Origin of the sequence: Roseobacter sp. GAI101, from assembly GCF_000156335.1 — a bacterium.
In the GTDB taxonomy this organism is placed as follows: domain Bacteria; phylum Pseudomonadota; class Alphaproteobacteria; order Rhodobacterales; family Rhodobacteraceae; genus Sulfitobacter.
Window position 1 is genome coordinate 707,590 of sequence record NZ_DS999213.1, and the last position, 12,591, is coordinate 720,180.

A 12,591-nucleotide genomic window follows, 5' to 3' on the forward strand; every position below is an offset into this window, starting at 1 on the left:
AATCGCACGCGGGTTTCAACAGGAGCGTCAAATGGCAGTGATTTTCCGGTGGCTCATGCGGGTGACCGCCTTTTTGATCGTTCTGACGGTTGTGGCCTTCGCCGGGGCCTACTGGCTCGCATCGCGGTCGCTGCCTGATTATGACGATACCGTTGTCGTGCCGAACCTGCGCGCCGAAGTCGAGATCGTGCGTGACAATGCAAACGTGCCCCATATCTTTGCCCAAAACGATCTTGATGTGTTCTATGGTCTTGGTTTTGCCCATGCGCAGGACCGGTTGTGGCAGATGATCGTGATGCGCCGCACTGTTCAGGGCCGCCTGTCCGAAGTTTTCGGCAGCAGAACAGTGCGCATCGACCGGCTGTTGCGCCGCTTTGATCTGGCCACGCTTGCGGTGCAGTCGGTTGACGCGCTTGATCCGCAAACCCGCGCCTCTCTGGATGCCTATGCGGCTGGGGTGAACGCCCGCCTTGACCAGATCAACTCCGAAGCCTTGGGCCGTGGTGCCCCTGAAATGTTGCTGTTCGACACGCCTGTGGCCCCGTGGCGTGCGGCTGATTCCGTGGCCTTGGTCAAACTGCTGGCCTTGCAACTGTCCGGCCATCTGGACGCCGAGGTCAAGCGCGCGCGGACCTCGCTGGCGCTGCCCGATCTGGACCGTCTGGTCGATATATTGCCCGATTCGCCCGGCAGCGGCATTGCCGCGCTGCCCGAATATGCCGCTCTTGTACCGGGCGTCCCGCAATTTGCCGAGAATATCCCGCTTGACCCGTCCCCGCTGTCGCCGTTCAAAAGCTTTGATCTCGCGGGGGCCTCCAACGCCTGGGCGGCTGCGCGCGACCGGTCAGCCTCGGGGGGGACGCTTTTGGCCAATGACCCGCATCTTGGCTTTACCGCGCCTTCCGTCTGGTATCTTGCCCGGCTGGAACTGCAATCAGGCGGTGTGATCGGCGGTACGATCCCCGGCATCCCCGTGGTGCTGACGGGCCGCAGCGCCGCACTTGGCTGGGGCCTGACCTCGTCCTATGCCGACGACCAGGACGTCTATATCGAGGAACTCAACCCCGACAACAGCGAGGAATACCGCACCCCCGACGGGTTCAAGGCGTTCGTCAAACGCGCTTCCATCATCACGGTCAAGGATGCGGATCCCATCACCCTGACCTTGCGCTGGACCGACAACGGCCCCGTGCTTCCGGGCAGTCACTACAATCTGGCCGCCATCACGCCGCCGGGCCATGTTGCCTCCCTGAACTGGACCGCGCTCAGCCCCAAAGACACGTCCATCGCCGCCGCCATGGCCATGATGGAGGCGAAATCGGTTCGAGAGGGCATTGCGGCCTCGGCCAGCTATATTGCGCCGTCGCAGAACGTGACCTTTGTAGACCGCGAAACGATCGCGATGAAAACGATCGGTGCGCTTCCTGCCCGCGATCCCGGCCATCAAAGCCAGGGCCGTATGCCCACACCCGGCTGGATTGCGGAAAACCGCTGGCAAGGCACCCTGCCTTTCAGCGCCAATCCTGAATTTATCGCGCCCCAGGGCGGTATCCTGGGTAACACCAACAACAAAACCGTCGAACGCCCCTTTCCGAACCACGTGTCCTACGCCTGGGGCGACACGCAGCGCATCCAACGGTGGCGCAACCTGATGCAGCGCCGCCAGGTCCATACCCGCGACAGTTTCATCGAAGCGCAACTCGACACGGTCAGCTTCACCGCCCGCGGCTTGCTGCCCCTGATCGGGGCAGAACTGTGGTTTACCGGCGAAACCGCCCCCGAAGGCACGGCCGAACGGCAGCGGCAGCGGGCCTTGGTTCTGTTGGCAGGATGGTCCGGCGAAATGAATGAACACATGCCGGAACCGCTGATCTATGCGGCGTGGCTGCGCGCCCTGCAAGCACGCCTGATTCAGGACGAGCTTGGCCCGCTGGCGGCGGAATTCGACCACGTGGAGCCATTGTTTATCGAACGGGTCTTCCGCAATGTCGACGGTGCTGCGGTCTGGTGCGACGTGCTGCAATCCGCACCGGTTGAGACCTGCCCCGAAATGGCGCTGCTGGCCCTTGACGACGCCCTGATCTGGATCAACGAAACATGGGGTGGCCAGCTGGAATCCCTGCGGTGGGGCGATGCGCATCAGGCGACCCATGACCACCAGACCTTGGGGAATGTGCCGTTGCTGCGCTATTTCGTGAACATCCGCCAGTCCACGTCCGGCGGCGACAACACCTTGCAACGCGGACGGACGGCGGGCAGCGGCCCTGATCCTTTCTTTAACGTTCATGGTGCCGGGTTCCGGGGCGTCTATGATTTTGCCGATCCGGATTCATCGGTTTTCATTACATCGACCGGCCAATCGGGCCACTTCCTGTCTCGCCACTACGACGATCTGGCACAGCTTTGGCGGCGTGGCGAATACATCCCGATGTCTCTGGACGAAGGTCTGGCCCGCGCCGCTTCGGTCGGGATCACAAAACTGCTGCCGGCTGCGCCATGAACCGCGTCATTCTGTTCAACAAACCTTTCGGCGTGCTGTCCCAATTCACCGACAAGGGCACCGAAGGGTCTCCGCGTCCGACCTTGTCGGGTTTCATCGATGAAAAAGGGTTCTACCCCGCTGGCCGGTTGGACCGCGACAGCGAAGGGCTGATAGTGCTCACCGACAATGGTGCGCTTCAGGCCCGCATCTCACACCCTAAATACAAACTGGCCAAGACATATTGGGTCCAGGTTGAAGGGACACCGGATGACGCCGCTATCAACGCGCTGCGCCAAGGCGTTACTCTCAAGGATGGCAAAACGGCTCCGGCAAAAGTGTCGTTGATCGACACGCCCGCTGGCTTGTGGGACCGCGATCCGCCGGTGCGCTTTCGCAAATCCGTGCCGGATGCCTGGCTGTCCATCACGATCACCGAAGGCCGGAACCGGCAGGTGCGCCGCATGACTGCCCATGTCGGCTTGCCAACCCTGCGCCTGATCCGCGCCCAAATCGGTGACTGGCAGCTCAACGCGATGCGCCCGGGCACCTGGCGGTTTTCTTCAGAAACGGGCCGTTGATTCCAAATGGAAAACTATCCCGGGGGGCGGCAAAAGGCCGGGGGGGCTGGCCCCCCATCCCGCTGTCGCGCTAGGCAATGACCCGCGTTATCCAGACCCCTGCCGTGGCCGATACGCCGGTTAAAAACACACCCCAGCTAAAATCCGTTGCGACCATCTGCGGGGTCCAGTCCTTCAATGTCGCAAGGTTGGTGAATTCATACGTGCCATATCCCAAGGCCCCGATCAGCGCGCCGTTGAAAAACACCCACAACAGGCTCTTGTCTTGCGCAAGGCCGGGCATCGACACGAAATAAAGCAGCACGGCGATATAGAACGCATAGAAGACGAATGCGGGCAGCAGCCGAAAGCTGTCCAGCAGCAAGGGACCGATGTCGCGGGCAAAGACGGGTTTGATCAGAAAATTCAGCCCCAGAAAATCAAGCCCTAGAAAGATGGCAAAGGTCACACAGTAAAGGATGATGATCGTCATAAGGCCTCCCGCCGATGAGTTCTTGACTACATATGCGGCCGGACGCGGAAAATTCGAATTTTCCGGTCAATTTTTTTCAAAAAAATTAGCCCGCCCGCAACAGGCGCTCTACAAACGCTGGAACTGCGCCTCTTGCTGGGCTGACCAACGCACGGTCAGAACAAAACCGTCTTCGGTTTGTTCCTCGTTCAAAACGACCTCTTGCTCAAAGAGCCACGCGCGCTTTTTACCCTGATCATAGCCCAGTACCAGATCAGCCTCGCGGACCACGCCTTGCAGCGCTTCGGCAATCACCGATTGCATCTGCTCCAGCCCCTCGCCCGTGATGGCCGAGATCGCCAATACGTTGGGGTCACGCTCGGCCCGCGCGCGCACGGCATCGGCGCGGTCGGGGGCCAGCAGGTCAAGCTTGTTCCAGACTTCAAAGCTGCGGGTTTCCTTGGGCACGCCCAAGGACGCCAGAATATCGCGGACGTTCTGTGCCTGCTCTTCCGTTTCGGCATGGGAAATATCGCGCACATGGCAGATGATATCTGCCGCCAGCACTTCTTCCAATGTCGCCCGGAAGGCGGCAACCAGTTCCGTGGGCAGATCAGAGATGAAGCCGACGGTATCGCTCAGGATGATCTCGGGGCCGTCGGGCAGCACGAGGCTGCGCATGGTGGGGTCAAGGGTGGCAAAAAGCATGTCCTTGGCCATCACATCGGCACCGGTCAACCGGTTGAAAAGGGTCGATTTGCCTGCGTTGGTATAGCCGACAAGGGCCACAATCGGGTAAGGTACCTTGGCCCGGGCGGCACGGTGCAGCGCGCGTGTTTTGACGACCTTGTCGAGCTGACGGCGCAGGCGGACCAACTGTTCGTCGATGGCACGGCGGTCGGATTCAATCTGGGTTTCGCCGGGACCACCGACAAAGCCAAGCCCACCGCGCTGACGCTCAAGGTGGGTCCAGGCGCGCACAAGACGCGTTCGCTGATAGTTCAACGCCGCCATTTCAACCTGCAGTACGCCTTCGCGGGTCGCGGCGCGGTCGCTGAATATCTCGAGGATCAGACCGGTACGGTCCAGCAGTTTGACGCCCCAGGCTTTTTCCAGGTTGCGTTGCTGCACCGGGGTGACGGCCCCGTCGACCAGAACCAGTTCGACCTCGGCGGCTTCGAATTTCTGCTTCAGCTCTTCGATCTTGCCGGAACCGAACAACATGCCTGCGCTGACCGTCCGCAGCGGCACGACGTCGGCACCTGTCACTTCAAGCTGCGGCAAGGCTTCGGCCAGGGCGACTGCTTCCGCCAAGGCGGGTTCCGCGATTCGGCGGTCATTGTTGCTTTTGATGTCAGGGTGCAACACCCAAGCCCGCGTAAACTTGGGCCCATCGGTGTCGTCGATCTGAAAAGGTGGCCGGCTCAAGAGGCGTCTTCACCCTCGTAAAGCGAGATCGGCTGGCTTGGCATGATGGTCGAAATCGCGTGCTTGTACACAAGCTGCGACTGCCCATCCCGGCGCAAAAGCACGCAGAAATTGTCGAACCATGTGATCACGCCTTGCAGCTTGACCCCGTTGATCAGGAAGATGGTGACTGGCACCTTGGTTTTGCGCACGTGATTCAGGAATGCATCCTGAAGGTTCTGTCTGTCAGACGCCATAGTGGTCTCGCCCTTGTTCTTGCTGTTATTCTTGCTGGTGTCCGCGGATCGAACCCCCGTTTGATTTAACTATGGCGGCCTGCGCACAGAGATTCCACCCCCAATATGGTCAGGCCAGGTGCGACAACGTGCCTATCGTGTCACGCGCGCCACAAATCCGGGGTCAGTAGCGCAATAATCGCAAGTGTTTCGAGCCGTCCCAGCACCATTGCACCGGATAGGATCATTTTGGCGGTATCGCTCAGCTGGATCAGGGCGATCGGGGCATCGGCTGCAAATTCGATCAGCGGGCCGGTGGTGGTCAGGGTGGCGACGGACATCACCAATGCATCTTCGAACGGTGCACCGACGAAGGTCAGCAACAAGGTCACGCCAGCCAGCGACACAGCAAACAGCATAAAGAAGATCCACGCGATGAAAGCACCGTTGCTTTGCAGACGGCGGCCCACGACCCCCGCACCGGAAACCGAGTTCGGATAGACCAACCGTTCAAGTTCGCGCGCCCCGTTGCGGTAAAGCGCGAAGACCCGCAGCAGTTTTACACCGCCCGCGGTGGTCGCAACGCCACCCCCGATCAGCGCAAGGCCCATCAGGATCAGACCGGGCGTGTCCAGCCCGGACCAGCTTTGGGCCTGTCCCCAGGATGCGCTGACGAAACCGGTCGTGGTCAGGAAAGACGTCACCGTGAACACCGCCCCCCACAGTGCCCCAAAGGTCTCCTGTCCTTCGGCGCTGGCCGCCACATCGAAAGCGCCGATGAAATGGCGGGCAAACAGCATGATCGGCACACCGAATATCAGTGCCAGCCCCATGCGAAATTCGGGGTCCGTGCGCAGCCCGCCTTGGGTGGCGGTAATCGTATCCTTGGAAAACGTCAGCCGGGACAGGGAAAACAGCATGAATAACATCATCACGAATTCCGCGCCGAAACCGACGCCGGTGTCGTGTGTGCCACCCAGTGGCGAGATGCCCGAGGTCGCCATGACCGACATCGCATGGCACAGCGCCACCAGCGACCGGTCCCCGTTTGCCAGCAACAAGACCCACAGCAACAGCGTGAGCGCCAGATAGGTCGGGGCCAGCGCCGCCGCCGTCCGCAGCAGTCGCAAGCGCGGGTTGACCGGGGCCGTCGTGCTGCGGCGAGCATCGGGGTTGCCCGGCTCTGCCTGCGCGGTGACCTCGAAACCGCCAAGGTGCAGCGGTGCGAGGATGGCCGAGGCCGCGATCCACATCAAGAGCCCGCCCATCCACGCCACCTGCGCGCGCCATAGGTGCAAGCTGTCGCTCAGGCGTCCGGGGTCTTCGAACATGGAGGCACCGGTGGTCGTGATGGCGCTGACCATGTCGAAATAGGCGTTGATAAACCGGGTGGTCGGCAAGGCCTCGAGAAAGGGGATCGTCAGAAGTGCGGGCAGCAGCAAAAAGCTGGACAGCAGTGACAGCAGCGGGCCCAAGGCCCCGTGACGGGTCTTGCGCCCGGAATGGGCGATCCCGATCAGGGTGAAAACCACCATGCCCAGAATACAGGAATAGAAAAATGCCCGCGATGCCAGATGGTCGCGGGTCACCACCGCATAAAACGCCGGGATGATCATCGAGGCGCAGAAAATGCCGAAGATCAGCAAGAACAACGGCAATTCCACGAAACCGGCCCTGATCTGGCTTTTGCGTCTCATGCGGTGTCGCCCCGTTCTTGCATTGGAACCTGTCGTTGCATCAGAAAAAGTCGATCGAGACCTGCATCAACTGTTCGACCTGCGGCACATCCTTGGCCAGACAGAAAACAGCGATCACGTCACCTTCTTCGATACGGGTGCTGCCAAGAGGCCGGATCACCTGATCGCCCTTGCGGACCATCCCCATCAGCGCCCCTTCGGGGAAATCAATCTCTGAGACACGTCGGCCGGCGATCGGCGATGTGGACAACACTTCGGCCTCGATCACCTCGGCCTCGGCGTCGCCGATGGAATAAACCGACCGGACGCGGCCATGCCGGATATGGCGCAGGATCGAACTGACGGTGGTGGCGCGCGGGTTGATGTAGGCATCAATGCCCAGCGGTTCCATCAAGGGGACCAGCGTCGGGTCGTTGATCAGGGCGATCACATAGGGGCACCCTTCGGCCTTGGCGCGCACGCAGGCCAGCATGTTGGTCTTGTCGTCGTCGGTGATGGCCATCATGGCGTCGGCACGGCTGATCCCTGCTTCGGCCAACAAGGACGCGTCCAGACCGTCGCCATTCAGCACGATCGTGCGTTCCAGCGCTTCGGCGGCAAGTTCTGCAATGGCGCGGCTTTTCTCGATCATCTTGACGCGCACACGCTTTTCGCGCTGCTCAAGGCTTTGAGCCACGGCAAGGCCCACATTGCCCCCGCCGACCAGCACGACGCGTTCCAGCTTGCTGGTGGTCTTGCCGAAAATCTCCAACGTGCGCGGAATGTCCTCGCGGTGGCTGAATACATAGCAGGCGTCGCCGACAAACAGCTGGTCCTTGGATTCCGGTGCAAACAGCGTGCCATCACGGCGCACACCGACGACCACGGCGCGCAGGGTGGAAAACAGGTCGGTCAGCTGGCGCAAGGGCGTGTTGACGACGGGGCAGTCTTCTTCGATCTGGATACCGATCAGATGGGCCATCCCGTCCATGAAAACTTCGGTGTCGAAAGCGGCAGGTGCCGACAGGCGTTGCAGGGCCGCGGCCGCAACTTCCTTTTCGGGGCTGATCACCACGTCGATGGGCATGTGATCGCGGCGGTACAGGTCGGAATAGATCGCGGTCAGATAGGATTGGCTGCGCAGGCGCGCGATCTTGCGGTTGATGCCAAAGACCGAATGGGCAACCTGACAGGTCACCATGTTGACCTCGTCGGAATGGGTGGCAGCAATGATCATTTCGGCGTCGCGGGCCCCGGCGCGGTCCAGCACATCGGGATAGCTTGCAAAACCGGCGATGCCCTGAACATCCAGCGTATCAGTCGCACGGCGTACCAGATCGGCGTTGCTGTCCACGATCGTGACGTCGTTGCGTTCCCCGGACAAATGGCGCGCAATTTGCCAGCCAACCTGACCTGCGCCACAAATAATCACTTTCATGAAGGGTTCCTTTGGCTTCGTGCCCGATGGCCCAAACAAGGGTAAACACCGGATGGACCGTCATTTTGAATGACAGATGGCTATGCAAGGGTCAATTCAAATGTCAAAATGGGGATAGCACAAGGGGTGGGAACGATGAGGATTCGACTGATTTTCACAAGCGGCCTGCTGGCTGTGTCGGCGTGCGCGCCCTTGAACATCTATTACAAGCCCGGTGCCAGCGTTGCCGTCGCGCAGCGCCAGACCACTGCCTGCAAGGTCGATGCCTTGGCCAAGGTCCCTGTCTCGACCCAGATTGTCCGCGAACCGCCCTATTATGTTCCGCCACGCCTTCAGTGCAACAACGAGGGGCAATGCGTGGCCATACCGGGGTATTTCGAACCGGGCGAGATCTATACCGTTGACCGCAACCTCGGTCTACGCAAGCAGGTCGAAGTGCAATGTATGGCGGACGCCGGTTTTGCGCCCGTATCCATCCCCCCCTGTCCGCAGGGCGTGGCCAAGGCCGCCCCGGTGCGGGCAACTGCCACCCTGCCCCCGTTATCCGAAAAATCCTGCGTAATCCGAAATCGGGACGGCAGTTTCCAGATCGTCAACCAAGGCTAACGCCGCTCAGGTCAGGTCACCGCATCGGCGTCCTCGTCGACATGGGCGATGCGCGTGCCGGACTTGGCCGAGGTCACGACCCCGAGGCTTTTCAGCTTGCGGTGCAGCGCCGACCGTTCCATGCCGACAAAGTTCGCGGTGCGGCTGATGTTGCCACCAAACCGGTTGATCTGGGTCAGAAGATATTCACGCTCAAACGCCTCGCGGGCTTCACGCAATGGCAGGGTCGCCAGCGCACCGGACAGAACGACGCGGCCGTCTTCGTCGGTGTTCTCATCCTCCCCGGGCAATTCGCGCGCTTCGATCGGGCCGGACCCGTCGCCAAGGATCAGCACCCGTTCCACGAGGTTTTTCAACTGGCGCACGTTGCCGGGCCAGATCATGGTCTGCAGCAAGGCCACGGCGTCATCGGTGAATGACCGCAACGGCAGCCCTTGGGACGCGTTGAAATCATTGATGAAATGTTCTGCCAGAACCGGAATGTCCTCGCGCCGGTCTTCGAGGGACGGCACCGAAATGGGCACCACGTTCAGCCGGTGATAAAGCTCCTGACGGAAGGTTTCCGCACGGATTGCAGCATCGAGATCCTTGTTCGTGCTGGAAATTACCCGCAGATCGACTCGGATTTTATCGGCCCCGCCGACGCGGGTGAACTGCTGATCCACCAGCACGCGCAAAATCTTCGACTGGGTGCCAAGCGGCAGATCCGCGACCTCGTCAAAGAAAATCACACCGCCATGGGCCTGTTCCAGCAACCCCGGTTCAACGCCTCGCTCGGGGGTTTCACGGCCAAACAGCACGTCTTCCATCCGGTCGGGTGCAACGCTGGCGCAGTTGACGGTGACAAAGGGCGCAGAGGCGCGCGCGGAATTGGCATGGATATAGCGCGCGGCGATTTCCTTGCCCGCCCCGGCAGGTCCGCGCAGCATCACCCGCCCGTTCGATTTCGTGACCTTGTCCAACTGCCCCATCAACGTCTTGAAAGCGGTCGAGGTACCGATCATTTCGGTGCTGGTCACGTCGCGCCGCTTGAGGCTCTGGTTTTCGCGGCGCAAGCGCGAGGTTTCCATCGCCCGGCGGATCACCACCAGCAACTGGTCAATGTTAAAGGGTTTTTCGATGAAATCATACGCGCCCTGCTTGATCGCTGCGACGGCAATTTCAATGTTCCCATGCCCCGAGATGATGACCACCGGCACATCCGGATTGTCCCGCTTCACGGATTTCAAGATGTCGATCCCGTCCATCCGGCTGTCCTTGAGCCAGATGTCCAGCACCATCAGCGCAGGTGCTTCGGCATTGATGGCGTTCATCGCCTCGTCCGAATTGCCAGCAAGCCGGGTGGCATAGCCTTCGTCCTCGAGGATATCGGAAATCAATTCCCGAATGTCGCGTTCATCGTCCACGATTAGGATGTCACTCATCTTGGGTCTCCAATGCGTTGGGCTGAGAGGTTGGGGCCAGGGGCAAGGTGATGATTGCCATGGCACCGAAATGGGTCTGGTTGGCGAAGGTCGGGGCGTTTTCCAGCGTCAAAGTGCCGCCGTGTTCTTCGATGATCTTCTTGACGATGGGCAGGCCAAGGCCGGTACCTTCGCTGCGGGTCGTCACATAGGGCTCGAACAGGCGGGCGCGGTCTTCGGGAAGGCCGATGCCGTTGTCGGCGATGGTGATTTCGACGGTTTTTTCAGTGGTGCGCAGCTTGACCTCTATCTGCGGGTCCAGATCATCAGGGGCCGCGTCTTTCTGAAGGCTTTCAATGGCTTCGCCGGCGTTCTTGATCAGGTTGGTCAACGCTTGTGACATCATCGTGGCGTCGATCTGCGCGATCACAGGTGCGCTTGGTTGATCGACGGTGATCCTGACGCCGGGCTGCCCGGCCTGCTGCAACATGACGGCGTCGTGCACCAGCTTTGTCACATCCTGAAGCGATGTTTCAGGCTCCGGCATCCGCGCAAACTTTGAGAATTCGTCGACGATGCGCCGCAGGTCGCCGGTCTGGCGGATGATCACGCCGGTCATCTGCTCAAGCTTCGCTGCGTCATCGGGCAGTTTGGGGCCGAATTTGCGCTGGATGCGTTCCGCGCTCAGCTGGATCGGGGTCAGCGGGTTCTTGATCTCGTGGGCGATGCGACGGGCTACGTCGCCCCACGCCGCCATTCGCTGGGCGCTGACCAGATCGGTCACGTCATCGAAGGCGACCACATAGCCTTCCAGCCTGCCTTCGTCCGTGCGCCGCGTGGCGACGCGCACCAGCAGGTTTTCCATCCGGCCTTGACGCGATACCTTTACCTCGCCTTGCGCCACCTCGCCCCGGCCTGTCACGACGGTATCGAACAATGGGCCGAATTCGGGCACGGCGACTGAAATCGCAAGCGATTGCTGGTCTTCTTCCCAGTCCAGCAAGCGCATGGCAGAGCGGTTGACGAAGGCCACACGCCCCTCCGGGTCCAACCCGACAACGCCTGATGTGACTGAACTGAGCACGGAATCGAACAGGCGACGGCGGCGTTCGATCTGGCGGGTGTTGTCCAGCAACGTCTCGCGCTGGCCCTTCAATTGCTTGGTCATCTGGTTGAAATAGCGCCCCAGCATCGCGATTTCGTCGTCGCCCTTTTCTTCGCGCACCTGCACCTCGAGGTCGCCTGCCCCGACCTGCTGCGCCGCACCGGTCAACCGCCCTACGGGGCCGGACAGCCGTTCGGCGAACCACAGGCCCAGCCAGACGGCGGCCAAAATCAGGATCAAAGCAAAGCCCACATAAAGCAGGCCGAATTCGAACAGCAGCTTGCCGCGCTCGCTTTCAAGCTGTTGATACAGCCGGACTGTTTCCTTGGTCTCGTCCAGCAGGGACAGGATTTCACCATCCACATCGCGGCTAATGTAAAGGTAGCGATCCAGATAAGAGCCCAGCAGGATAAGCGCGCGAAATTCGTTGTTGGGCCAATCTTCGATGACCACCGGGGACCCCTCGTTGGAGCGGGCTTCGGCGATCTGCTCGGCCGTGGGCGCATCGTAGTCAAACAGGTAGGACCTGTCCCCCCGCGCCCGAATTTCTGCTGTGCCATCAATCAGATAAGCCTCCCGCAGGCCACGCTGAATCTGGCGCTGGCCTTCGGCCAAAAGTTGCGTGTCGGGAATGTTGACCCCTTGGGCGCGGGCGGCTTCGATCGCACGTGCAAGGGTGACGGCATCGGTGCGCAGATCGTCGCGCTGTTCGAATTCGTAGGCTTCGGCAGCGGCCAGTGAATTGCCCACCACGCTGCGCACTCGATCGGAAAACCATCCCTCGAGGCCGACATTGATCGTGAGCCCCGCAAAAACCGCAACGCTGACCGTCGGGATCAGCGCCATTAGCGCGAACACACCCGTCAGCCGCAAATGCAACCGTGATCCGGCTGACTTCGCCCGCCGCGCGGCAACCAGACGCGCGATCTGGCTAAAGACCAGGGCGGCGACCAGCAGAATATAAACAAGGTCGGTCAGCAGGATCAGCCGCAGGCTGGGCGTATTGGCCCCCTGCCCCAATGGCCCCAGCACCAGATAGGTGACAAGCGCCAAGATCGGCCCCAGGACCACAAGCCCGAAGGTCGCCAGATTGCGATAGCGCCGAACACGGCGTAACCGCTCCAGCCGCAATAGATAATAGCTGCGTGACCGGGTTAGCACCCGCTATCCTCACCGATGATGTGATGCATAACTGCACCAACCGCCCAT

At 60.8% G+C, this 12,591-nt stretch carries 10 protein-coding genes; 3 read left to right on the forward strand and 7 right to left on the reverse strand.

Annotated features, from left to right (window positions below; genetic code table 11):
- Window positions 1–31 precede the first annotated feature (31 nt).
- Complete coding sequence (locus RGAI101_RS03320; RefSeq protein ID WP_037227250.1) at window positions 32–2,500, forward strand: penicillin acylase family protein; 2,469 nt, start codon at window positions 32–34, stop codon at window positions 2,498–2,500.
- Complete coding sequence (locus RGAI101_RS03325; protein WP_008227372.1) at window positions 2,497–3,060, forward strand: pseudouridine synthase; 564 nt, start codon at window positions 2,497–2,499, stop codon at window positions 3,058–3,060. Before RGAI101_RS03320 ends, RGAI101_RS03325 begins: the two co-directional genes overlap by 4 nt.
- Before the next feature lie 70 nt (window positions 3,061–3,130).
- Here the strand turns inward: RGAI101_RS03325 and RGAI101_RS03330 are convergent, their stop codons facing one another.
- The 5 genes from RGAI101_RS03330 to trkA all read right to left on the reverse strand — a co-directional run bounded on the left by RGAI101_RS03330 (window position 3,131) and on the right by trkA (window position 8,268).
- Window positions 3,131–3,532 carry a DUF2177 family protein gene (locus tag RGAI101_RS03330; RefSeq protein ID WP_008227738.1) on the reverse strand — a complete coding sequence of 134 codons (402 nt, stop codon included), beginning with the start codon at window positions 3,530–3,532 and terminating at the stop codon, window positions 3,131–3,133.
- A 108-nt stretch (window positions 3,533–3,640) separates the two neighbouring features.
- Window positions 3,641–4,939 carry a GTPase HflX gene (hflX, locus tag RGAI101_RS03335; RefSeq protein ID WP_050763172.1) on the reverse strand — a complete coding sequence of 433 codons (1,299 nt, stop codon included), beginning with the start codon at window positions 4,937–4,939 and terminating at the stop codon, window positions 3,641–3,643.
- Window positions 4,936–5,175 carry an RNA chaperone Hfq gene (gene hfq, locus RGAI101_RS03340; RefSeq protein ID WP_007119530.1) on the reverse strand — a complete coding sequence of 80 codons (240 nt, stop codon included), beginning with the start codon at window positions 5,173–5,175 and terminating at the stop codon, window positions 4,936–4,938. The genes hflX and hfq overlap by 4 nt, the downstream gene beginning before the upstream one ends.
- A 140-nt stretch (window positions 5,176–5,315) precedes the next feature.
- Window positions 5,316–6,851: a TrkH family potassium uptake protein gene (locus tag RGAI101_RS03345; protein ID WP_008229139.1), complete on the reverse strand. Its 1,536-nt coding sequence runs from the start codon at window positions 6,849–6,851 to the stop codon at window positions 5,316–5,318.
- Window positions 6,852–6,891: 40 nt separating this feature from the next.
- Window positions 6,892–8,268 carry a Trk system potassium transporter TrkA gene (trkA, locus tag RGAI101_RS03350; protein ID WP_037227254.1) on the reverse strand — a complete coding sequence of 459 codons (1,377 nt, stop codon included), beginning with the start codon at window positions 8,266–8,268 and terminating at the stop codon, window positions 6,892–6,894.
- A 135-nt stretch (window positions 8,269–8,403) separates the two neighbouring features.
- Between trkA and RGAI101_RS03355 the strand changes: the two genes are divergently transcribed.
- The gene (locus RGAI101_RS03355) at window positions 8,404–8,874 is read left to right on the forward strand and encodes a hypothetical protein (protein WP_037227257.1); all 471 of its coding nucleotides are present in this window, start codon (window positions 8,404–8,406) and stop codon (window positions 8,872–8,874) included.
- 11 nt (window positions 8,875–8,885) lie between these two features.
- On the opposite strand, the gene ntrX is transcribed toward RGAI101_RS03355, so the two are convergent.
- Together ntrX and RGAI101_RS03365 are read right to left on the reverse strand one after the other, a co-directional pair.
- Window positions 8,886–10,298, reverse strand: coding sequence for a nitrogen assimilation response regulator NtrX (gene ntrX, locus RGAI101_RS03360; RefSeq protein WP_008226985.1), 1,413 nt, complete (start codon window positions 10,296–10,298; stop codon window positions 8,886–8,888).
- Window positions 10,291–12,513 (reverse strand): sensor histidine kinase NtrY-like, encoded by a 2,223-nt coding sequence (locus tag RGAI101_RS03365; protein ID WP_008226583.1) that lies wholly within the window; start codon window positions 12,511–12,513, stop codon window positions 10,291–10,293. The genes ntrX and RGAI101_RS03365 overlap by 8 nt, the downstream gene beginning before the upstream one ends.
- Between the last annotated feature and the right edge of the window lie 78 nt (window positions 12,514–12,591).